Raw genomic sequence first — 22,088 nt, forward strand, 5'->3', positions numbered from 1 at the left:
GCCACCGCGGCCACCGCGGCCGTCACGACCGCGGTGCCCTCCGGTCCTCCGGGACCACCGGGTCCATCCTGGCAGTCAGGACCCCGCCGCGCCCGGCGCGTCCCACACGTAGTTGACCGCGCGTTCGAAGTTCACGTAGCCCGCACGGGCGAACGCCGCCGCCATCGGCACGTTCCCCAGGTCCGTCGCCGCCCGGACGCGGGGCACGTCGGCGGCGGCCAGGACCCGCGTCCCCTCCGCCAGGATGTCGTCGATGTAGCCCTGCCCCCGGTGCGCCGGGAGGACGCCGATGTAGGCGATCGTGTGGTGGTAGTTGTTGCGCGCGGGGACGACGAAACCGACCGGCTCGCCGCTCTCCGGCAGCTGGGCGACCCGCCACCACTCGCGCGGCGAGGAGTAGTGCGCGAACTCCTCGTCGAAGTGCAGCTCCGCCGCCTCCCGCGCCGACATGCCCGAGGCCAGATCGGCCCGGCCGTGCGCGTCGAGCGTGCCCTCCATCACCGGAGTCATCAGCGCGACCAGGTCCTCGCGGTCCCGCACCGGCCGGAACTCCAGCCGGCCCTTCGGCTCCGGTACGGGGGTGCCGGGACGCCACTCCAGACGCAGCCGCTCGACCAGCGGACGGGCGCCGGTCGCCGTCAGGGCGCCGAAGACGGACTCCAGGAGGGACCGGGTCTCCGGCACCTCGCGCCAGTCGGCCGGCATGTACCGCTCGAACTCGGGGCGCTGCTCGCCCGCCGGGATCACGGCGGCCGTCGCGGTCTCCAGGAGCCGCAGACCGACCTCGGCGCGCGCCTCGGGGGACAGCTCGGGGGCGAGGTCGAAGAAGTCGAGCACCTGCGGCTTGCCGCCGGCAGCCTTCACCCACCAGGACAGCCGGCCGAGGAGCCGGTCGCCGTCGAGCGCGACCCACATCCACTCGGGCAGGCGGCGGCCGGTGGCGAGGTCGTCGGCGACCTCGTGGTCGAGCGAATAGGTGAGGCGGAGGAACAGATCGAGTTCCTCGGGGCCGGCGAGCGGGCGTATGACGAGGTCGTGCGGGCTGTGGTCGTGGTGGGCGGTCGAAGAGGACGCGGTCACGTCTGGTTTCCCCCTGGGGATTCTCGGTCCGGAGCCCGCAGACCGTAACAGCGAACCCGCCAGGGCCGGTACGGGGTTTTCCCGGCTCAGGGGCCCTTCTGGACACTTCGGGCCCGACAGGCCGACAATCACGGATGTGACGACCCCTTTCGAGCTCCCGGCGAACTCCCCTCGGCTCACCGACGCCGAGCGGGACCGCGCGCTGGTGCTGCTCCGTGAGGGCGCCGCGCAGGGCCGCCTCTCGCACGACACGTTCGTCTTCCGGATGGAGCGCGCGCTCCAGGCCCGGCGGTCCGACGAACTCGCCCTGCTCACCGCCGACCTGAGGACCGAGGGCACCTGGACCCGGCGGGTCGTGGGCGCGGTCGAGCGGATGTCGGCGTTCACGGCCAGGCTGGGCCGCGCCTGGCACGCGGAGCGCCTGCCGAAACTGCTGCTGCCCCTGCCGGGCCCGCACCCGCTCAGGATCGGCCGCGACCCGGTCAACGGCCTCCGCCTCAACCATGAGACGGCCTCGCGGCTGCACGCGGAACTCTCCATGCAGAGCGGGATGTGGGTCCTGCGCGACCTCGGCTCGACGAACGGCACGACGGTCAACGGCCGCCGCGTCGTGGGCGCGGTGGCGGTCCGCGCGGGAGACGTCGTGGGCTTCGGCCAGATGTCGTTCCGGCTGTCGCTGGACTGAGCGGGGAACAGCGCCCGGCGGTCGTACAGGTGCCGGGCGGTGTCACTCGTTCGGGCGTACGCGGCGGGCGGCGGGGCCCCTGTGGTGGTGGGCTGGGGGGACGCGCGCCACCTCTCCCGGCCGCGGTACCCACCGCCGATCGACAGGGGGCGCGATGAGCGACGAGCCGCACCGCGAGCCGGGCCGGGACATACCCGGGGAGCGGATGGAGATGCCGTCCGGGGACCCCTGGACACGGCTGCCGTCCATGGCTCCCGCCGTGCCCGCGAAGCCGGAGGTCACTGGCGGCCCCCTGCGCGGTGGCCCTGCCGCGCCCCCGCCGGGGCTCGTCCGGGCCGTGCCCGATCCGGCCGCCGCCGGAGTCGCGGGGCCCCCCGGGTCCGTCGCGCGGACCGTCGCGCCCAGTCCCCTCGATCCCGGCGCCTCGCGCGACCCGCACCGGATCCACCGGACCCTCCGCGAGGAGTTCCCGCTCACCTACGACCCGCTGCTGCGGGCCTGGGTGCTCAGCCGGTACGCGGACGTGGCCGCCGCCCTCACCGACGGGCGCTTCACCCACGGGCACCGGCCCGGCGATCCGGCCTGCGCGCGGGCCCACGTCGACATCGACGTCGACACCGAGGCCCTGCGGTCCGTCACCGAACGCACCGCGTACGTCCTGGCCCGCCGGATCGCCGATCGGCCGCAGGCCGACCTGGTCGCCGACTTCTGCCACTGGCTGCCCGCCGGCACGGTCGCCGCCGCCGTCGGGGTGCCGTACCGCGACATGATGCGGCTGGTGCGCGGCCGGGCGGCCGGGGCGCTGGCGGGCGAGTGCGGCGGGCAGACAGCCGTACGGGAGAAGGCGCTCGCGTCCTTCCTCGGCAACGTCCTGTCCGACCCCGACCAGGTCGCCGCCCTCCGTGACGCCCCCGCCGGGCTCGTCGGCCGCGCCTGGACGGAGTCGCTGCGCCGGGACCCGCCCGTGCAGATCGCGGTGCGCCGGACGAACGCCGAGGTCCCGGTGAGCGGTGGCGTCGTCCCGGCGGGCGCGTCCGTCGCCCTGCTGATCGGCTCGGCGGGCCGCGACCCGGAACGCTTCCGTGAGCCCGACCGGTTCGATCCGCAGCGCGACGATTCTGGCCAGCTCACCTACGGCGGCGGCTTCTGCCCGGCCGTGTCCCTCGCCGGGCTCGAAGCCGAGTACGCCCTGAGGGCCCTGTTCACGGCCATGCCCCGGCTCCGTCTCGCCGACGGATTCCGGCCCACGGCCGCCGGGCTCATCACCCGGGCGCCCCGGAGCCTGATCGTCCGTCCCGGCGGCTGACCTCGCGGCCGGTCGGTCTTATCCGGCGAGCGTGTCAGCGACCGCTGCTAGGGTGACGTGCGCTCGTCAAAGAGCCGTTCTGTATACCACTTTTAACGGGGATTTAAACATGAAGATGCGTCATGTCCGCGCCATCGCTGTCTTCGGCATCGCGGTCGTCGCCCTGACCGGCGCCCGCGGCTCGCACGGCGGCAGCTGCGGCGGAAGCAGCTCCGGCAGCTCCAGCAGCTCCGGCGGCAGCAACCACGGCAGCGACAACGACGGCGGCAGCACCTCCGGCGGTTCCGTGTCCGGCGGCTCCAGCAGCGCCGCCAAGGCGGCCCGCGACGTGACCATCGACGAGTGCAAGTACGACCCCGCCACGAAGAACCTCGTCGCCCGGATCACCATCAAGAACGACGGTCTGATCGACTACGACTACAGCGTCACGATGAAGTTCACCGGTGGCGCGAGCGGCACCGCGACCCCCGCGTCCGCGACGAAGACCGCCATCGCGGTCACCGCGGGTGCCTCCGCGAGCGCCGAACTCACCACCCCGTACACCGGTTCCGGCGACGGCTCGGAGTACACCAAGTGCGAGGTCTCGCGAGCCTCCCGCTCCTGACCGTCCGAAGAGCCCGACCGCCGGCGACTGATCGTCCGAGGGCGTCCCGGGGCCACGCCCCGGGGCGCCCTCAGCCGTCCATGCGGGCCAGTAGCGCCACCGGCCGCTCCGCGAACAGCTCCGCCAGCTTCAGTTCCGTCGCCGGGCCGCCCGTGAACTCCCGTACCTCGTCCAGGACATCGGCCCAGCGGCCCTCCGGAAGCACCAGTTTCGTGTCCTGCCAGCCGCCCGCCTCCCCCAGGCGCAGGGGCAGCCGGGTGACGGCCGTGACCACCTCGCCGGAGCGGGCGAAGGCCAGGCAGTGCGCGGCGGCCGGGCCCTCGGCCGTCAGGGGCGTGTACGAGCCGGCGGCGGCGAAGACCGCCGGGCGCTCCCGGCGCAGCCGCAGGGCCGCCCGGACCAGTTCCGTGTGGCCGTCGTCCGCGCCGACCGCGAACGGGGCCCGGTTGTCCGGGTCGACCAGCGCCCGGTACTCCCGCTCCGTGTTCTGGTACAGCTCCGGCACCCCCGGCATCGTCAGCTGCGTCAGGAGTGCGCCGAGCGCGTGCGCCCGGATGTGCGGCTCCAGGGCGAAGGCCGCCTCCGAGGCCGCCCGGAGCGGGATGCGGCCGGGCCCGGCCGCCGCGAACTCGGCCACCGCCCGCTCGTACCCCGCGTCGGGCTCCGTCCAGCTGGTCCGCAGCCCCGCCTCCCGTACCGACTTGAGGATCGCGGGGCCGAGCCGGTCCGGGTCCGGGGTGCCGAAGCCGAAGGCGGTCTGCCAGGCCGTCCAGGCCACGTGCGGGTCGGGCGCGGGCACCCCCGCGACCTCGGCGAGCAGCTCCGCCCACACCCGGGGGCACTGGGAGAGGACCGCGATCCCGGCCCGGACGTCGGCGCTGCGCTTGGTGTCGTGGGTGGAGAGGACGGTGCCGGTGCCCGGCCAGTCCCGCGAGATCCGCCCGCAGTACGCGTGGAACTCCTCCACCGACACCGCCGGGCACCCCGCGTCCCCGCCGACCTCGTTCGCCGAGAGGAGCGGCACGTATCGGTAGAAGGCGGTGTCCTCCACCGACTTGGCCCGCAGTGCGGACGAGGTCTGGGCGAACCGGGCCCGGAACGCACGGTGTTCGGGCCCGTCACCGCGTGCACCGAGCGCCAGTTCCCGCACCACGTCGACCGCCGCCGCCTCCTCAGGCACCGCGAACGCGGCCTTCGCGCCGCGCGCCGCCGCGGCGGTCAGCACCTCCTCGCCGCCCGTCCGGTACGAGCGGTAGACCGGTACGCGCACGAGGAGTTCCCTGATCGCGGTGCGCAGCGCCCAGGGGGCGTGGTCCCGCAGCGCGGCGTCGGCGGCGCAGATCCGCTCCGCGATCCGGGTCAGCACGGCGGTCTCGGCGGCCAGGTCGTGCCCCACCACCTCGTACGCGGCCCGTCGCTCGGTCGCGTCCCAGCGCCCGCCCCTGTCTCCCGCCTTCGCCACGAACTCCCGGTACACATCGGTCAGTTCGTCGGCGCCCGCCGGGTCGGTGAAGACCCCGTCGATCCGGTGCAGGGAGTCGTACCCGGTGGTCCCGGCGACGGGCCAGGCGGCCGGCAGCGTCTCCGGGCCGGTGAGGATCTTCTCGACCACCGTCCAGCAGCGCCCGCCGGTCGCCGCCGCCAGATCCTCCAGATAGCCCTGCGGGTCGGCGAGCCCGTCCGGGTGGTCGATGCGCAGCCCCTCGACCACCCCGTCCCGCACCAGCTCGACGATCTTCGCGTGGGTGGCCCCGAACACCTCCGGGTCCTCCACCCGGACCCCGATCAGCTCCGAAATGGTGAAGAAGCGGCGGTAGTTCAGCTCCGTGCGGGCCAGCCGCCACCAGCCGAGCCGGTACCACTGGGCGTCCAGCAGCTCGTCGAGCGGCAGCCCCTCCGTGCCGGGCCGCAGCGGGAACTCCTGCCCGTCCAGGTGGAGCGCCCCGTCCGAGACCCGCAGCCGGTCCCGTACCTCGGGGAGCCGGGCGGGCAGCACCGGGAGCAGCAGCCGGCCGTCCCCGGCCCGCCAGTCGATGTCGAACCAGCGGGCGTACGGCGAGTCCGGGCCCTCGCGGAGCACCGCGCGCAGCGCGTGGTTGTGCGTCGGGGAGGCCGCCATGTGGTTGGGCACCAGGTCCACCACGAGCCCGAGGCCGTGCGCCCGCGCGGTCGCCGCCAGGGCCCGCAGCCCCTCCTCGCCGCCCAGCTCGGCCCGTACGGACCGGTGGTCGGTGACGTCGTACCCATGGGTCGAGCCGGGCACGGCCTCCAGGACGGGGGAGAGGTGGAGGTGGGAGATCCCGAGTCCCGCCAGGTGCGGCACGGCCCGCCCGGCCGCCGCGAAGGGGAACTCCGGCTGGAGCTGGAGCCGGTAGGTGGCGGTGGGCGGGGCCGTACGGGCGGCCGCGGAACCGGCCGGGAGGGAGGTCATGCGAACGTACGTACCCCGTCGGAGGGCTTCTGTGTCATCGCCCCATGCACTCGTTCGGGTGCATCGCGTTACGGTCGCCCGATGCTCCGGATGTATCGCGACACGCTCTCGCTGCTCGGCCCCGCCCTCCCGGTCGTCTCCTTCCTGGGCCGGCTGCCCACCGCCATGTGCCAGCTCGGCAGCCTCCTCCTGGTCGCCGAGACGAGCGGCTCCCTCGCCACGGCCGGCCTCGTGGGCGGTGCGCTCGCCGCCGGTCAGACCGTCGCCGGACCCGTCCTCGGGCGTCTCACCGACCGGCACGGCCAGCGCGGGGTCGTCCTCGCGGCCTCCCTCGCGAACGCGCTCGCCGTCACCGGACTCGTCCTCGCCGCGCTCGCCCACGCCCCCACCGCCTGGCTGATGGCCGTCGCCGCGCTCTCCGGGGCCACCGTCCCCCAGGTCGGACCGCTCGCCCGGACCCGCTCGGTGGCCCTCGCCCGGCGCTCCGGCGCGGACGACCGGCTCGTCGGCGCGGTGCTCTCCTTCGAGGGCACCCTCGACGAGGTGTCCTTCGTCCTCGGCCCGGCCTTCGTCGGCCTCGCCGCCGCCCTCGCCCACCCGGCCGCCGCCCTCCTCCTGGCGGCGCTGCTCCTCACCGTCTCCGGCACGGCCTTCGCCCTCCATCCGTCCGCCCGCGCCACCCTTCCGGAGCCGGACGCGTCCACCCGTACGGGTGCCGCCGAACGGACGCGGCTGCCGGGATCCGCGTACGCCCTGCGCGGTGCGATGGTCCTCCAGGGCGCCATGTTCGGCGCCTCCCAGGCGGGGATCACCGCGCTCACCGAGGAGCTGGGGGCGCCCGCCCAGGCCGGCCTGGTCTACGCGGCGATGGGGGTGATGAGCGCCGCCGTCGGGCTCTCCATGGCGGCCGTGCCCGCCCGGATCGGGCTGATGACCCGCTGGCGGGCGGCGACCGTCGCGCTGGTCGTCCTCTCCGTACCGCTGCTGTCCGTCGGCTCGCTCGGCGCGCTCTACGCGGTGGTGGCCGTCCTCGGCGCCGCCTACGCCCCGCACCTGATCACCGTCTTCGGGCTCACCGAGCGGACCGTGCCGGCCGCCCGGCTCGCCGAGTCCATGGCCTTCCTGACCAGCGGGGTCGTCGCCGGTCAGGCGCTCGCCCTCGCGGTCTCCGGGCGGCTCGCCGAAGGCCACGGCGCCCCCGCCGCCTTCGCGGTGGCGGTGGGGGCGGCCGTGGCCTGCGCGGTGCTGTCGTGGACGGTGCGGGTGGCGGCTCCCGTACGGGACCTCAGGCCGGCCGTCGCAGCACGGTGAGGCTGAGCGGCGCCAGCGTCACCCGCTCGCCGCCCGCCAGCTCCGGCCCCTGCTGCGGCGGCATGCCCTCCGGGTCCGAGGTGTCCACCACCGTGCGCCAGCAGGCCCCGTGACTGTCCGGGACGGCGAACTCCAGCTCCTTCGCCGAGGCGTTGAACATCATCAGGAAGGAGTCGTCGGCGATCCGCTCGCCCTGGGTGCCCGGCTCCGAGATCGCGTTGCCGTTGAGGAAGACGGTCAGCGCCTGGGCGTGCGCCGCCTGCCAGTCGCGGGAGGTCATCTCGTCGCCCTCGGGCGTGAACCACGCGATGTCCGTCAGCTCGTCGTGGGTGCCCTCGACCGGACGCCCGTGGAAGAAGCGGCGGCGGCGGAACACCGGATGCTCCCGGCGCAGCCGTACCATCGCGCGGGTGAAGCGCAGCAGCGTCGCCTCCGCCTCACTGTTCTGCTTGGGCCAGCGCACCCAGGACACCTCGTTGTCCTGGCAGTACGCGTTGTTGTTGCCGCCCTGGGTGCGCCCGAACTCGTCGCCGTGGCTGAGCATCGGCACGCCCTGCGAGAGCATCAGGGTGGCGAGGAAGTTACGGGTCTGGCGGGCGCGCAGCTCCGCGATCCCGACGTCCTCGGTGTCGCCCTCGGCGCCGCAGTTCCACGAGCGGTTGTGGCTCTCGCCGTCCCGGTTGCCCTCACCGTTGGCCTCGTTGTGCTTCTCGTTGTACGAGACGAGGTCGCGCAGGGTGAAACCGTCGTGGCAGGTCACGAAGTTGACCGAGGCGAGCGGGCGCCGGCCGTCGTCCTGGTAGAGGTCGGACGACCCGGTCAGCCGGGAGGCGAACTCCGCGAGGGTGCGCGGCTCGCCCCGCCACAGGTCCCGCACGCAGTCGCGGTACTTGCCGTTCCACTCGGTCCACAGCGGCGGGAAGTTGCCCACCTGGTAGCCGCCCTCGCCCACGTCCCAGGGCTCGGCGATCAGCTTCACCTGGCTGACCACCGGGTCCTGCTGCACCAGGTCGAAGAACGAGGACAGCCGGTCCACCTCGTGGAACTGGCGGGCCAGGGTGGCCGCGAGGTCGAAGCGGAAGCCGTCCACGTGCATCTCGGTCACCCAGTACCGCAGGCTGTCCATGATCAGCTGGAGCACGTGCGGGGAGCGCATGAGCAGCGAGTTCCCGGTGCCCGTGGTGTCCGTGTAGTACCGGGGGTCGTCCGCGAGCCGGTAGTACGAGGGGTTGTCCAGGCCCCGCATGGAGAGCGTCGGGCCCAGGTGGTTGCCCTCGGCGGTGTGGTTGTAGACCACGTCGAGGATGACCTCGATGCCCGCCTGGTGCAGCGCCCGTACCGCCGACTTGAACTCCAGGACCTGCTGGCCCCGGTCGCCCCAGGAGGCGTAGGCGTTGTGCGGGGCGAAGAAGCCGATGGTGTTGTAGCCCCAGTAGTTGGAGAGCCCCGCGTCCACCAGCCGGTGGTCGTTCACGAACTGGTGAACGGGCATCAGTTCGAGTGCGGTGACGCCCAGTTCCTTCAGATGACCGATCACCGAAGGGTGCGCGAGCCCCGCGTACGTCCCGCGCAGCTCCTCCGGAAGGTCCGGGTGGAGCATCGTCAGGCCCTTCACATGGGCCTCGTAGATCACCGTGTGGTGGTACTCGGTGCGCGGCCGGCGGTCGTCGCCCCAGTCGAAGTACGGGTTGACCACGACCGAGGTCATCGTGTGCGGGCCCGAGTCGAGGTCGTTGCGCGCGTCGGGCCGCCCGAAGGGGTAGCCGTACACCGCCTCGCCCCACTCGACCTGCCCCGACACCGCCCGCGCGTAGGGGTCGACGAGCAGCTTCGTCGCGTTGCAGCGCAGCCCGCGCTCCGGGGCGTACGGGCCGTGCACCCGGAACCCGTACCGCTGACCGGGCATCACACCCGGCAGATAGGCGTGCCGCACGAACGCGTCGGTCTCGCGCAGCTCCACCGCCGTCTCCGAGCCGTCGTCATGGAGCAGACACAGCTCGATCCTGTGGGCGGCCTCCGAGAAGACCGCGAAGTTGGTTCCCGCTCCGTCATAGGTGGCGCCCAGGGGGTACGCCTGTCCCGGCCAGACCTGCATGGATACGAATCTTCCTCTTCTGTCCGGGTTATGGAGATGTTCTTCGGCCGAATCCTGCCCGAAAGAGGCGCAACCTCCTAGGACTTCGCCCCGTCCTACCGGGTGACCGCAGACCAAGAGGGGGAATGAGGGGGAAGTGTGTACGAAATAGCACGCCGCCACCTGGGGAAGGTGGTGGCCGGAGCGGCCATGGCGCTGACGGGGACCGCCGTCGCGGTCGCCATCAGCCTCCCGGGTTCGGCAGGGGCGGACGACACACCGGGCGCCCGGGGAGCCGTGGGGGCACGCGGCGCGGCCGACACTGTCGGCGGCTACGGACAGCAGGGCGGCGAAGGGGCGGCGACCGGGGGCACCGCACCCGCGCCCGCCACCGTCGTCCCGGCCGCCGCCGAGGGCGAGAAGGGCGTCGGCGGCGACCCGCTCACCGACGACGAGCTGGCACGGGCCGAGAGCCTGGCGCTGGCCCCGGCCGGCGCCGCCGCCCAGCAGGACGTCACGGGCGGACGCGGCCCCCAGCACCTCGGCACCGACCTCGCCGACCCGCGGCCCGGGGACGCCACCCGCCGCGCCGACGTCCGCTTCTACGACTACAAGCGGGACGAGCTGATCACCAGCACCGTCAACCTCGACACGGGGAAGGTCGAGCGTTCCGGGGCCCAGCGGGGCGTCCAGCCCTCCGCCCACCCCGAGGAACTCCGCGCGGCACTCGAACTGATCCTCGCGAGCCCGCTCGGCAAGGGCGTCAAGGAGGACTACGCGGACGCCACGGGCAAGGCGCTCACCTCCACCACCCAGTTGTGGTTCAACGGCGACGTCTACCGCACCTACCGCGAGGCGAACGTGCCTGCGCAGCTGGCCCGTTGCGGGGAGCACCGCTGCGTCCGGCTCGTCACCAAGGTCCTCAACGGGGCCTGGATCGACACCCGCAACCTGATCGTCGACCTCTCGGCGAGGACCGTCACCCGCGTCGGCTGACCACCGCCGCACCGGTCCTCTCCTGCCGCAACTCGTACGAGGGAGTACGTTCCCATGTCCCACCAGCGCAACCCGGCCCGCCGACGGGACCGGGCCCACGAGCCGCACCGGGCCCGCCGGCGCGGCGCCGTCCTGGCCGCGGCCGTCCTGCTCGGCACCGCCACGGCCGCCACCGCACCCGCGACCGGGGCCACCGCCGCACCCCGGCCGCCGTCCCCGACGCGCGCGCCCGTCCCGCCGTCGGCCGACTGCTCCACCGCCTACCGCATCACCCAGAAGCTCGACGGCGGCACCGTCTGGAACATGTGCTGGCGCTACGACACCGACGCCGGCCTCACGCTCGGCCAGGTCACCTTCCAGCCGCCCGGCGCCACCGCGCCCGTCAAGGTCCTCGCCAGCGCCCGGCTCGCCCAGATCCACGTGCCGTACGACGACGGCGTCGCCGAGTACGACGACCTCACCGGCGCGGGCTTCGGCTGGGGCCTGCAGAACCTCAAGCCGGCCGAGTGCCCCGGCGGCACCCTCACCACCATCAAGGTGCCCGAGATCGGCCAGGTCAAGGGCCTGTGCACCACGACCAGGGCGCGCGGGCACGCCTACCGCATGGCCAGCGACAACGGCTCCAAGGTCTACCAGGCCCAGGCCAAGGACCTGCTCGTCTACACCGTGAACAAGGTCGGCTGGTACGAGTACATCTCCGAGTGGCGCTTCTCCGCCGACGGCACCATCGGCGCCAACGTCGGAGCCACCGGCAGCCTCTCGCCCGTCGACTACGACGCCACCGACGGCCGCGGCTGGCCCCTCGGCAAGGGCGCCCGCGCCTACGCCACCAGCCACGCCCACAACGTCTTCTGGAAGCTCGACTTCGGCCTCGACGGCTCCACCAAGGACCGGATCGAGCAGTTCGACTCCACCGTCACCGCGCCCCCCGCGGGCGGCGGCGGACCGACCGTGAAGACCAAGCGGACCGTCGTCACCAAGGAGCTGGCAGGGGACGCCAGGAACATGCGCTGGTGGCGGGTGGTCAGCGGCACCGGCAAGAACGCCGACGGCCACGCCCGCTCGTACGAGATCGTGCCCGGCCACACCGACACCCACGCCGGGCGCGGCTTCACCAAGCACGACGTGTACTTCACGCAGGCCCGCGCCTGTGAGAAGTTCGCCAGCAACAACATCGGCGGCTGCCCTTCCAACGCCGGTGACAGCGTGGACAAATGGGTCAACGGTGAGACTCTGACCAAACCGTCCGTCTGGGTCAACATCGGGTTCCATCACATCGCCCGGGACGAGGACCAGCAGCCCATGCCGGTCCACTGGCAGGGCTTCCAGCTCGCGCCCAGGGACGTAACCGCTATGAATCCGCTCACTCCGCCCGATCTCGCCTCCCAGAACGGCCAGCCCGATCTGGGGAGTTGAGGAAGGAGCCTGACGATCCTGCTGCACCGCCTCCCGCTCGCGGAGTACCCTTCCTTGATCGTTGTCGGACCGGTCGACACGGGCGTCCAGGAGCAGAAGGCGGTGCGCGGGTGAGCTCGGGAGGTCTGGAGCTGCCCCCAGGTGATTCGGGTCACGAGGGGGGCCCGGCCGAGCCCGCGGAGGCCTCGGCGTCGCCCGGCACGGCCACCCCGCCGGGCGCCGTGCCGCCCGGCACGGTCACCGTCGCCCGGCCCGTGGAGATAGGGGCCGAGATCGACTGGGACGCCGAGGCCTGGAGCGAGGTCCGCACCCGCGCCCAGCGCGCCGGGCGGGCCTACATCTGGCTGAACCTCGTCGAGCAGCGGCTCCGCGCCGTGGTCGCCGCCGTCCTGCGGCCCGTGTACGAGCCCGTGCACGGCGAGGAGTGGGTGGTGGCCGCGGCCGGCCCGGCCGGCCAGGAATGGGTCCAGCGGGCCGTCGCCGTCCGCGAGGTCTCCCGCCGCAAGGGCTACCTCCTCGACCCCGCCGACGACAACGTCCTCAGCTTCCTCACCCTGCCGCAGCTGCGCGAGCTGATGGTGCAGCACTGGCCCTGCTTCGAGCCCTACTTCGACGACCGGCGCGAGGTCGAGCTCGCCCTCGACGAGCTGGAGGTCACGCGCAACGTCGTCTCCCGCAACCGGGCCCTCTCGCTGACCGTGCTCGCCCAGTCCGAACGGGCCTCCGCCCGCATCCTGGAGATCCTCGGCAGCGGAGCCGGGGTGCCGTCGGCCGACCGGCTGCCCGTGGACGCGGTCGAGGACCTCGTGGGCGACCGGTACGCGGACGTCGTCTCCGTCCACCCCGACCGGGTCCGGCTCCAGCGGCAGCTGCCCGCCGAGGACCTCTTCGGCGGCGCCCGCCGCCTCGACGCCACCGGCATAGGTCTCAATCTGCTCGTGCAGAACTTCTCCGGCCGCCGCATGGTCCGGCTCGCCGAGTCCGGCTGCCGGACCCGCCTCCTCTTCCTCAACCCCGCCAGCAGCGCGGTCAAGCGCCGCGAACGGGAACTGGGCCTGAAGAAGGGCGAGCTGAGCCGCTCGGTCGAGATGAACATCCTGCACATGCGCCGGGTCCGCTCCAAGCTGCGCGACCCGGGCGCCTTCCAGATCCACGTCTTCGACGAGACCCCCCGCTTCACCGCCTATCTGGTGGACGGCGACGGGCCGGACGGCGTCGGCGTCGTGCAGTCCTATCTGCGCCGGGCCAGGGGCATGGAGGCCCCGGTCCTGGTGCTGCGCGGCGGAGGCCGGAACGTGGTCCGCCACGGCCAGGGCGCACGTGACGGCGATCACGGACTCTTCGAGACGTACCGGGAGGAATTCGAGTCCGTCTGGCTCGACTCCCGGCCCGTCTCCTGACCCCCGGACGGGGGCAGCCGGGGGCGTTGTCAGTGGTGCGTGCGAGGGTGGTCAACACCACGGGGGAGATCACGTAAGGAGGACCCGATGGCTTGGCACGGCGAGACGCTGGTCGGCTTCGACCTGGAGACGACCGGCACCGAACCGCTTGAGGCCCGTATCGTGACGGCCTCGATCATCGAGGTCGACGGCGGGGGACACATCGCACACCGGCGGGACTGGCTCGCCGACCCGGGCATCCGCATCCCGGAACAGGCCTCCGCGATCCACGGCATCAGCACCGAGCGCGCGGCAGCCGAGGGCCGGCCGGTGCGGGAGGTCGCCGACGAGATCGCGCGGACCCTCGCCGCGTACTGGGAGGACGGCGTCCCGGTCGTCGCGTACAACGCCTCCTTCGACCTGACACTGCTCTCCGCCGAGCTGCGCCGCCACGGGCTGCCCTCGCTGAGCGAGCGGCTCGGCGGCGTCCCCGTCGGGCCCGTCCTCGACCCGTACACCATCGACCGGGCCGTCGACCGCTACCGGCGCGGCAAGCGGACCCTGGAAGCGGTCTGCGGGGAGTACGGCGTGGTGCTCGAAGCCGCCCACCAGGCCGCCGCCGACGCGCTGGCCGCCGTCCGGGTCGCCGTCGCGATAGCCGAGCGGCACCGCGAGGTCGCCGATCTCGACCCGGCCGAGCTCCACGAGCGGCAGATCGTCTGGTACCGCGCCTGGGCCGAGAACTTCCAGGACTTCCTGCGCCGCAAGGGCGACACGGAAGCGGTCGTCGACCCCGTCTGGCCGCTGCGCGGCCCGGTGGTCGCGCCCGTCGGCGGGGCGGTCGGTTAGGAGTTCTCCTTGAGGAAGGAGAGCAGCAGTTCGTTCACCTTCTCCGGCTGGTCCAACTGGAGCCAGTGGCCCGCGTCCTCGACCCGCTCGTAACGCCAGTCGCCCGCCACGTACTCCTCCGTCCCGGACATCGAGCGCTCGGTGAGGAAACGGTCGCCCGTCGACCACACACCCATCACCGGCACCGACTCGGGCAACGGCACCGCCGGGGCCTCCGGGCCGAACTGGACCTCCGCCGGGATGCCCGCCCGGTAGATGTTCAGCGCGGCCGTCAGCGCGCCGGGCGCCCGCAGCCCCTCGATCACGGACTCCGCGTGCGGGTGCTCGCCCAGCATGTCCCGCAGGCCCGCGAAGTCGTCCCGCGCGAGCCAGTCCTCGGCCAGCCCGGCCAGCTGGAACAGCAGCATGTACCAGGACCGCTGCCGCTGCTCCCAGCCCCCGGACCGGATCGCCCCCAGATGCCCCACGGACAGGATGCTCAGGCTCCGCACCCGGTCCGGGAAGAACTGGGTCAGGCCCTGCGCGATGCCCGAACCCCAGTCGTGGCCCACCACATGGACCCGGTCCAGGTCGAGCCGCGCCAGAAGTTCGACCAGGTCGCCGACGTGCTTCCCCGGGTGGTACGCCTCCGGGCCGCCCTCGGGACGGTCCGAGGCACCGAAGCCCCGCAGCGTGGGGGCCACGCACCGGAAGCCCGCCGTCGTGAGCGCGGCGACCTGGTGGTGCCACAGGTGGTGCGAGTCAGGAAAACCGTGCACCAGCAGAACCGCCGGCCCCTCACCGCTCACCTCGACGTCGAGCGTCACCTCGGAAAGTTCCACGCGCATCTCAACACCCCGTTCGCGTCGGGCCGGTTAGGCCGGTCAGGTCGCCGGGGATCATGATGTCAGAACGGGTACCAGCGCACCTCGGCATCGCCGTCCCGCAGCGAGGCCACCCGCCGCTCGAACTCGGCCAGCGCCTTCGGGTTCGACGGCGCGTGCTGCGCCACCCACGCGCAGCTCGCGGTCTCCCGCGCCCCGCGCAGCACCGCGCACCCCTCCCACTCGCGCACGTCCCAGCCGTACGCCTCCGTGAACGCGTCGTAAGCCGCCGGGTCCAAGCCGTACCGGTCCCGGGAGAGCGCGAGGACCACGAGGTCGTGCTCGCGCAGATCGGACGAGAAGGTCTCCAGGTCCACCAGGACCGGGCCGTCCGGGCCGACGTGGACGTTCCGGGGGAGGGCGTCGCCGTGGATCGGGCCCGGCGCCAGGTGCGGGGTCAGCGCCGCCGCCGCCGGGGCGAAGGAATCGCGCCGCTCCCGCAGGAAGGCCGCGTCCGCCGGGTCGATCGCGTCGCCCGCGAGCCGCAGCCACCGCTCGACCCCGCCGAGCAGTTCACGCCGGGGCAGGGTGAAGCCGGCCGGCTCGGGCAGCGCGTGCACCGCGCGGAGCAGCGGGGCCAGATCACGGGGCTCCGTCGGTCGCACCGCCTCGGGCAGCCGGTGCCAGAGAGTGACCGGATGGCCGTCGACCGAACGGGGCTTCTCCTCGGCGGCCCGGACGGCCGGCACACCCGCCTCGGCGAGCCAGCCGGCGAGAGCCAGTTCCCGCTCGGCCCGCTCGAACAGCTCGGCGTCCCGGCCCACCTTCACGGCGAGATCCCCCACGGCGAAGACCGCGTTCTCACCGAGGGCCAGCAGCCGCGCCTCCGCCACCGGCAGCCCCGCCGCCGCCAGGATCTCCCGCGCCCGCGCCTCGTCCATCGACCTCTCCCTCACCTGTGCGTTTGAGCCAAAGTCTCCCATCCGCGCGGCTCACCACGGAGGCCGCCTTGACGGCCCCACGGTCCGTCAGGACCATGGCGGGATTCCCACGGCGGTCACGGGTCCTCCCTGACGGGGGCCGGGGGAGGGCGGACGGGGGTCGGATCGGTGAGTTCGATGACCGCGACGAAGCGGCCGGACAGGACGAGGGCACCGCGCGCCGCCGACCGAGGACGCCCACGCGGCCCCGACCTCGGCGCCTGGTTCCTGGTGCTCCCCGCGCTGCTCCCCATCCTGGTGCTCAGCGTCGGCCCGCTGCTCTACGGCATCGCGCTCGCCTTCACCGACGCCCAGTCCGGCCGCACCCGGACGACCCGCTGGGTCGGCACCCTCAACTTCCAGGACCTGCTGCACGACGCGCTCTTCTGGGACTCGTTCCGCATCGGGGTGGTCTGGGCCGTCGGCGTCACCGTCCCCCAGTTCCTCCTTGGGCTCGGCCTCGCCCTCCTGCTCAACCAGAACCTCCGCTTCCGCTGGCTGGCACGGGCCCTCGCCATCGTCCCCTGGGCGATGCCCGAGGTCGTCGTCGGCATCATGTGGCGGCTCGTCTACAACCCCGACGCGGGCATCCTCAACGAGACCCTCCGCGACCTGGGCCTCGGCGAGGGCCACGACTGGCTCTCCGGGCTCGCCACCGCCCTCCCCGCCGTCATCCTCGTCGGCGTCTGGGCCGGGATGCCGCAGACCACCGTCGCCCTGCTCGCCGGGCTCCAGAACACCCCGCGCGAGCTCCACGAGGCCGCCGCCCTCGACGGCGCCGGATCCTGGCGCCGCTTCCGCGCCGTCACCTGGCCCGCGCTCAGACCCGTGGCCCTCGCCATCACCGCCCTCAACCTCATCTGGAACTTCAACTCCTTCGCCCTGGTCTACGTCCTGACCAACGGCGGACCCGGCGGCCGGACCCGGCTCCCCATGCTCTTCGCCTACGAAGAGGCCTTCCGCTACGGGCAGTTCGGTTACGCCGCCGCGATGGGCTGTGTGATGGTCGCCGCCGTCTCGGTGCTCATCGCCCTCTCCCTCGTACGACGGCTGAAAGGGGACCAGGACCGGTGAGCGTTCTCCGGACGAGCGGACCCGCGCGGGCCGGCCAGTACCTGGCCCTCCTCGCGTACCTGGTCTTCCTCGCCTTCCCGTTCCTGTGGCTGATCTCCACCGCCTTCAAACCGGCGCCCGAGCTGGCCTCGCTCCACCCCACCTGGATCCCGAAGGACCCCACGCTCGACAACTTCCGGCAGGCCTTCGGCGAACAGCCGCTGCTCAGGGCCGCCGCGAACAGCCTGGTCGCCGCGGTCGCCGCCGCCCTGATCGCGGTGGCCGTCGCGACCCCGCTCGCCTATGTGACGGCCCGCCACCGGGGAAGGCTCGCCTCGGCCGCCACCGGCTGGGTCGTGATCAGCCAGGCCTTCCCCTTCGTCCTGGTGATCATCCCGCTCTTCCTGATCCTCAAGAACCTGCACCTGATCAACAGCGGGCCCGGACTCGTCCTGGTGTACGTGGTCTGGTCGCTGCCCTTCGCCCTCTGGATGCTCATGGGATACGTCCGGGCCGTCCCCGCCGAGCTGGAGGAGGCCGCCGCCGTCGACGGCGCCGGCCGGCTCCGTACCCTCGTCTCGGTCACCGCGCCGCTGCTCGTCCCCGGCATCGTCGCCACCGCGCTGTTCGCCTTCGTCACCGCCTGGAACGAGTTCTTCTTCGCGCTCGTGCTCCTCAAGACCCCCGAGAAGCAGACGCTGCCGGTCGTCCTCACCCACTTCCTCGGCGCCGAGGGCGTCGCGGACCTCGGTCCGCTCGCCGCCGCGGCCTTCCTCGCCACCCTGCCCTCCCTCCTCGTCTTCGCCGTACTCCAGCGCCGGATCACCGGCGGCATGCTGGCCGGGGCGGTGAAGTCATGAGACGACCGCTCCTGACCTGCGTCGCCGCGCTCGCCCTGCTCCTCACCGGCTGCACCACGGGGAGCGAGGGACCCGATGACGGCGTCGTACGGCTCCGCTTCCAGTCCCTCGCCTGGCAGCAGGAGTCCGTCGACGCCAACCGCGAACTGGTGAAGGAGTGGAACGCCACCCACCCCGACGTCCAGGTCGACTACGTCCAGGGCAGCTGGGACTCCGTCCACGACCAGCTCCTCACCTCCTTCGAGGGCGGCGAGGCGCCCGACATCATCCACGACGCCTCCGACGACCTCGCCGACTTCGCGTACGGCGGCGACCTCGCCGACCTCCGCCCGCTGCTTTCGGCCCGCCTCCGCGCCGACATCCCCGCCCGCAGCTGGGAGACCACCACCTTCGGCGAGGGCGTCTACGGCGTGCCGTTCCTCCAGGAACCCCGCGTGATCATCGCCAACCGGAGGATCCTGGAATCCTCCGGCGTCCGCGTCCCCACCCCGGAGAAGCCCTGGAGCTGGACCGAGTTCCGGCAGATCACCCAGGACCTCACCCGGAGCATGGGACCCGGCCGGTACGCCGTCGCCTGGCCCCTCAAGGAACCCGTCTCCGTCAGCCTCAACCTCGGGCTCTCCGCCGGCGGACAGCTCTTCCACCGGGAGTCCGACGGCCGCGTGACCGTCCGCTTCACCGAGGCCGACGCCGTCGTCCCCGGCACCGTCCACGACCAGGTCGTCACCGACCGCACCGCCCCGCGCACCACCCTCGGCAGCGGCGGCTCCGACACCCTGCCCGGCCTCTTCGCCGGCAAGTACGCCATGGTCCCGCTCGGCTTCGCCTACCGGCAGCAGATCGCCCAGCAGGCGCCCAAGGGCTTCGAGTGGACGGTGCTGCCCGCCCCCGCCGGGAGCGCCGGACTCACCCAGGGCGTCTCCCCGCAGACCCTGTCGATCGCCGAGAGCAGCCCGCACAAGAAGGAGGCCGCCGCCTTCCTCGACTTCTTCCTGCGCCCCGGGAACATGGTGCGGCTCGCGCGCGGCGACTGGATGCTGCCCACCGGCACGGCCGCGCTCGCGGATCCCGCCCTGCACACCGCCCGGGACGGCTGGGCGACCGGCGCGGCGGTGGCCGAAAAGCTCAGCCCGGCGCCCGCGCAGTCGGTGCGCGGCTACCCGGAGTGGAAGGACAAGGTCGCGACCCCCGCCTTCCAGGAGTTCTACAGCGGCGCCATCGACACCGCCGAGCTGCGCAGGCGCCTGGTCGAGGACGGCAACCGGGTCCTCGCCCGCTATCAGCGCAGATGACGGATTCGTCATTACGAAACCTTGTTGAATAAGTCACAGATGGGTGAAGGGTCTTCTCCGCGCCCCCTCCATCGGACAGTGTTCGAACCGGCCACCGCGCCGCCCCCCACGAGGCGCGGTGGCCCTTAGATTTGCCCCATGACGAAGACGAAGCCGAAGACCTACGCGGCCCTGCTCCGCGGCATCAACGTGAGCGGGCACCGGAAGGTCCCCATGGCGGAGCTCCGGGTCCTCATCGAAGGCCTCGGGCACACGGGCGTCCGCACCCACCTCCAGAGCGGGAACGCCGTCTTCACCACCGAATCCGGCGAAGGCGAGGACGCTCTCGCGGCGGCGCTGGAGGACGCGATCGAGGACCACTTCGGCTTCCGCGTCGACTGTCTCGTCCGCGACGGCGACTACCTCACCGCCGTCGCCGAGGCCTGCCCCTTCCCGGCCGCCGAGGTGAAGGGCAAGGAACTCCACGCCTTCTACTGCTCCGGGCCCGTCACCCTCGAGCGCTTCGCCGCGATCGACCGCGAGGCCTACCTCCCCGAGGACTTCGCCCTCGGCGACCGCGTCCTCTACCTCTACGTCCCCGACGGCCTCGGGACGTCCAGGCTGGCCCCGGTGATCTCCCGCCCGTCCGTCATGAAGGGGCTCGTCACCACCGCCAGGAACTGGAACACCGTGCTCAAGCTCATCGAGATGACACGGGAGGACTGACCCCGAAGTGGCCCGGTCGAATCATTGGTGATTGGCCCGGATACCCGGGCCATCCACTGGCTAGATTCAATGCCATGACGAGCACCGAGATCCAGCCGCAGACCCAGATCCAGCCGCAGACCCAGTCCCAGACCCGCCCCGTCGTCGACTTCTACTTCGACCCCGCCTGCCCCTTCGCCTGGATCACCTCCCGGTGGATGCTGGAGGTCGAACGCCACCGGGACATCGACCTCCGCTTCAAGGTCATGAGCCTGTACTTCCACAACGAGGGCAACACCCTGCCCGACTGGTACCGCGAACTCGTCGACGCGTCCATCGGCCCCGTCCGGGTGGCGGTGGCCGCCGCCGAACAGCACGGCGAGGAGATCCTGCGCCCGCTCTACACCGCGTACGGCACCCGCATCCACGAGGGGAAGCAGCAGGACTTCGCCGCCGTCGTCGCCGATTCGCTCGCCGAACTCGGCCTGCCCGCCGAACTCGCCGCGGCCGCCCACGACCCGTCGTACGACGAGGCCGTCCGCCGCAGTCACGACGCCGGCAAGGAGCCCGAGGCCGAGGGCTACGTGGGCACCCCGACCCTCCACGTCGACGGCACCGTCTGGTTCGGCCCCGTCCTGCGGGCCGTCCCGCGCGGCGAACGGGCCGCCGAACTCTTCGACAGCTTCCGCGTCCTCGCCGGTCACCCGGACCTCTTCGAACTCAAGCGCACCCGCACCGGCGGCCTCGACTTCGGCTGAGGAAACGGAAGTGCGGCGGCCCTGCCACCGATCCGCAACAGTCCGACCGGAACGCGTCACCTTCTGGAACACCGACCGCAGCGCCATCGAGGGCTTCCTCTTCCGGGGCGCCTCCTCCTGACGGCCGTCCGCCCGGCCGCTGTCGCGAAAGTTCAAGACCCGCGGCCGGCCGCTCGGTAGCGTCGAGGGCATGAACGAGATCCACAGCCACCTCACCGTCTGCGCCACCGAAGCGAGCCGTGTCGCCCGCGCGGTCACCGCCGAACAGCTCGCCGCACCGTCCGTCTGCTCCGGCTGGACGGTCGGCGAGCTCGCCGACCACCTCGTCCTCTACACCGCGCACGGCCTCGAACACCGGGCCCTGCGCACCGAACTGCCCGAGGAGACCGTCAAGCGCTCCTTCGTCACCGAGAACGACTGGGCCGGCGCGTACGACGCCCAGCTCGGCCGGGCCCTCGCCGCCTGGGAACGGCCCGAGGCCTGGGAGGGCGAGATCGACCTCGGCTCCGCCGGGATGCCGGCCACCGCCATCGCCTCGATGCTCGTCCTCGAACTCGCCCTGCACGGCTGGGATCTGGCCCGCTCCACGGGACAGGTCTTCGACGTCCCCGAGGACACGGCGGTCTTCGTCCTCGGTGTCACCGAGGAGAACGCCGGGATCTACCGCCAGTACGAGGGCTTCGCCGACGCCGTCGACGTACCCGACGACGCCCCGGCCTTCGCCCGCGCCCTCGCGGTCAGCGGCCGGAACCCGAAGGGCTGACCGGCGCGGAACCCGAAGAATCAGGCCGTCCTCGCGACCGGCTTGCGCGCCGCGAGCGCCCCGTCGTAGCGGGTCACCAGGAGCCGGGCCAGTTCCGGGGAGGCGCCGAGGACGTTCGCCAGGACGTCCGCCCCGGCCGCGCCCGCCGCGATGCGGTCCGGGAGGCGGCCGGGGGCGATCACGTAGGGGGCGACGGCCACCCGCCGGACGCCCGGTTCCGTACGCAGGGCCCTTACGGCCTCCTCCGTACGGGGAAGGGATGCGGAGGCGAACGCGGGCCGCACGGAGCACCAACCGGTGCGCCGCAGCTCCCGCGCCGTTTCTGCGATCACCGCGATCGCCTCCGGGTCGGTGGAGCCCGCCGAGGCCAGGACGACCCCGGTGGTGCTCTTGTCGCCGGGCGTGAGCCCGGCCTCGTGCAGCCGTCGTTCCACCGCCGCGATCAGCAGCGGCGAGGGGCCGAGGACCTCCGCCTGGCGGAGGTCCAGGGACGGGGGCGCCTGGCGCAGGACGGCGGGGATGTCGGCCTTCGCGTGGAAGGCACGGGTGAGGAGGAGCGGCAGGGCCACGACCTCCCGTACCCCGTCGGCGGCGAGCCGGTCGAGGACCCCCGGCACCGACGGCAGGTTGAAGTCCAGGAACGCCGTCTCCACCCGCAGCCCCGGCCGCAGCGCACCGGCCCGGCGCACGAGCGCCCGGACGGTCGCCGCGTGCCGCGGGTCGCGGCTGCCGTGGGCGATGACGAGGAGGGCCGGTCGGTTCAC

At 73.0% G+C, this 22,088-nt stretch carries 20 protein-coding genes; 14 read left to right on the forward strand and 6 right to left on the reverse strand.

The window, feature by feature from the left end:
• Positions 1–75: 75 nt before the first annotated feature.
• On the reverse strand, positions 76–1,080 hold the full coding sequence (locus V4Y03_RS26945; protein WP_332436570.1) for a GNAT family N-acetyltransferase: 1,005 nt from the start codon (positions 1,078–1,080) through the stop codon (positions 76–78).
• Between the two features lie 136 nt (positions 1,081–1,216).
• Here V4Y03_RS26945 and V4Y03_RS26950 point away from each other — a divergent pair, with 136 nt between their 5' ends.
• The 3 genes from V4Y03_RS26950 to V4Y03_RS26960 all read left to right on the forward strand — a co-directional run bounded on the left by V4Y03_RS26950 (position 1,217) and on the right by V4Y03_RS26960 (position 3,675).
• Entirely contained in the window at positions 1,217–1,765 is a 549-nt protein-coding gene (locus V4Y03_RS26950; protein WP_317877813.1) for a DUF1707 and FHA domain-containing protein, read from the forward strand.
• Between the two features lie 154 nt (positions 1,766–1,919).
• Positions 1,920–3,071 (forward strand): cytochrome P450, encoded by a 1,152-nt coding sequence (locus V4Y03_RS26955; protein ID WP_332436571.1) that lies wholly within the window; start codon positions 1,920–1,922, stop codon positions 3,069–3,071.
• A 109-nt stretch (positions 3,072–3,180) separates the two neighbouring features.
• On the forward strand, positions 3,181–3,675 hold the full coding sequence (locus V4Y03_RS26960; protein WP_332436572.1) for a hypothetical protein: 495 nt from the start codon (positions 3,181–3,183) through the stop codon (positions 3,673–3,675).
• Between the two features lie 70 nt (positions 3,676–3,745).
• Here the strand turns inward: V4Y03_RS26960 and treY are convergent, their stop codons facing one another.
• Positions 3,746–6,106, reverse strand: a complete 2,361-nt coding sequence (gene treY, locus V4Y03_RS26965) for a malto-oligosyltrehalose synthase (protein ID WP_332436573.1) — start codon at positions 6,104–6,106, stop codon at positions 3,746–3,748.
• A 90-nt stretch (positions 6,107–6,196) separates the two neighbouring features.
• On the opposite strand from treY, the gene V4Y03_RS26970 reads away from it, so the two are divergent.
• On the forward strand, positions 6,197–7,417 hold the full coding sequence (locus tag V4Y03_RS26970; RefSeq protein WP_332437271.1) for an MFS transporter: 1,221 nt from the start codon (positions 6,197–6,199) through the stop codon (positions 7,415–7,417).
• Here the strand turns inward: V4Y03_RS26970 and glgX are convergent.
• Positions 7,392–9,512: a glycogen debranching protein GlgX gene (gene glgX / locus V4Y03_RS26975; protein WP_332436574.1), complete on the reverse strand. Its 2,121-nt coding sequence runs from the start codon at positions 9,510–9,512 to the stop codon at positions 7,392–7,394. The genes V4Y03_RS26970 and glgX overlap by 26 nt on opposite strands.
• Before the next feature lie 138 nt (positions 9,513–9,650).
• Here glgX and V4Y03_RS26980 point away from each other — a divergent pair, with 138 nt between their 5' ends.
• The 4 genes from V4Y03_RS26980 to V4Y03_RS26995 all read left to right on the forward strand — a co-directional run bounded on the left by V4Y03_RS26980 (position 9,651) and on the right by V4Y03_RS26995 (position 14,131).
• On the forward strand, positions 9,651–10,487 hold the full coding sequence (locus tag V4Y03_RS26980) for a Tat pathway signal sequence domain protein (protein WP_443079826.1): 837 nt from the start codon (positions 9,651–9,653) through the stop codon (positions 10,485–10,487).
• 54 nt (positions 10,488–10,541) lie between these two features.
• Entirely contained in the window at positions 10,542–11,903 is a 1,362-nt protein-coding gene (locus V4Y03_RS26985) for a copper amine oxidase (protein ID WP_332436575.1), read from the forward strand.
• A gap of 110 nt (positions 11,904–12,013) precedes the next feature.
• Positions 12,014–13,303 (forward strand): SAV2148 family HEPN domain-containing protein, encoded by a 1,290-nt coding sequence (locus tag V4Y03_RS26990; protein ID WP_332436576.1) that lies wholly within the window; start codon positions 12,014–12,016, stop codon positions 13,301–13,303.
• An 87-nt stretch (positions 13,304–13,390) separates the two neighbouring features.
• A complete protein-coding gene (locus V4Y03_RS26995; protein WP_317874746.1) occupies positions 13,391–14,131 on the forward strand; it encodes a 3'-5' exonuclease in 741 nt (246 codons plus the stop codon).
• Here V4Y03_RS26995 and V4Y03_RS27000 read toward each other — a convergent pair.
• Positions 14,128–14,958 (reverse strand): alpha/beta fold hydrolase, encoded by an 831-nt coding sequence (locus V4Y03_RS27000; protein WP_332436577.1) that lies wholly within the window; start codon positions 14,956–14,958, stop codon positions 14,128–14,130. The two genes, V4Y03_RS26995 and V4Y03_RS27000, sit on opposite strands and share 4 nt — an antisense overlap.
• 59 nt (positions 14,959–15,017) lie before the next feature.
• Complete coding sequence (locus tag V4Y03_RS27005; RefSeq protein ID WP_332436578.1) at positions 15,018–15,875, reverse strand: phosphotransferase enzyme family protein; 858 nt, start codon at positions 15,873–15,875, stop codon at positions 15,018–15,020.
• A gap of 177 nt (positions 15,876–16,052) precedes the next feature.
• Here V4Y03_RS27005 and V4Y03_RS27010 point away from each other — a divergent pair, with 177 nt between their 5' ends.
• The 6 genes from V4Y03_RS27010 (at position 16,053) to V4Y03_RS27035 (ending at position 21,324) form a co-directional block, all read left to right on the forward strand.
• The gene (locus tag V4Y03_RS27010; protein ID WP_332436579.1) at positions 16,053–16,988 is read left to right on the forward strand and encodes a carbohydrate ABC transporter permease; all 936 of its coding nucleotides are present in this window, start codon (positions 16,053–16,055) and stop codon (positions 16,986–16,988) included.
• Positions 16,985–17,827 carry a carbohydrate ABC transporter permease gene (locus tag V4Y03_RS27015; RefSeq protein WP_332436580.1) on the forward strand — a complete coding sequence of 281 codons (843 nt, stop codon included), beginning with the start codon at positions 16,985–16,987 and terminating at the stop codon, positions 17,825–17,827. The genes V4Y03_RS27010 and V4Y03_RS27015 overlap by 4 nt, the downstream gene beginning before the upstream one ends.
• Entirely contained in the window at positions 17,824–19,119 is a 1,296-nt protein-coding gene (locus tag V4Y03_RS27020; protein WP_332436582.1) for an ABC transporter substrate-binding protein, read from the forward strand. Before V4Y03_RS27015 ends, V4Y03_RS27020 begins: the two co-directional genes overlap by 4 nt.
• Positions 19,120–19,257: 138 nt before the next feature.
• The gene (locus V4Y03_RS27025) at positions 19,258–19,824 is read left to right on the forward strand and encodes a DUF1697 domain-containing protein (RefSeq protein ID WP_317874752.1); all 567 of its coding nucleotides are present in this window, start codon (positions 19,258–19,260) and stop codon (positions 19,822–19,824) included.
• Between the two features lie 74 nt (positions 19,825–19,898).
• Positions 19,899–20,561, forward strand: a complete 663-nt coding sequence (locus V4Y03_RS27030; RefSeq protein WP_332436583.1) for a mycothiol-dependent nitroreductase Rv2466c family protein — start codon at positions 19,899–19,901, stop codon at positions 20,559–20,561.
• A gap of 190 nt (positions 20,562–20,751) precedes the next feature.
• Entirely contained in the window at positions 20,752–21,324 is a 573-nt protein-coding gene (locus tag V4Y03_RS27035; protein ID WP_332436584.1) for a TIGR03086 family metal-binding protein, read from the forward strand.
• 20 nt (positions 21,325–21,344) lie between these two features.
• Here the strand turns inward: V4Y03_RS27035 and V4Y03_RS27040 are convergent, their stop codons facing one another.
• The gene (locus tag V4Y03_RS27040; RefSeq protein WP_332436585.1) at positions 21,345–22,088 is read right to left on the reverse strand and encodes a sirohydrochlorin chelatase; all 744 of its coding nucleotides are present in this window, start codon (positions 22,086–22,088) and stop codon (positions 21,345–21,347) included.

The organism is Streptomyces sp. P9-A4 (assembly GCF_036634195.1).
Classification (GTDB): Bacteria; Actinomycetota; Actinomycetes; order Streptomycetales; family Streptomycetaceae; genus Streptomyces.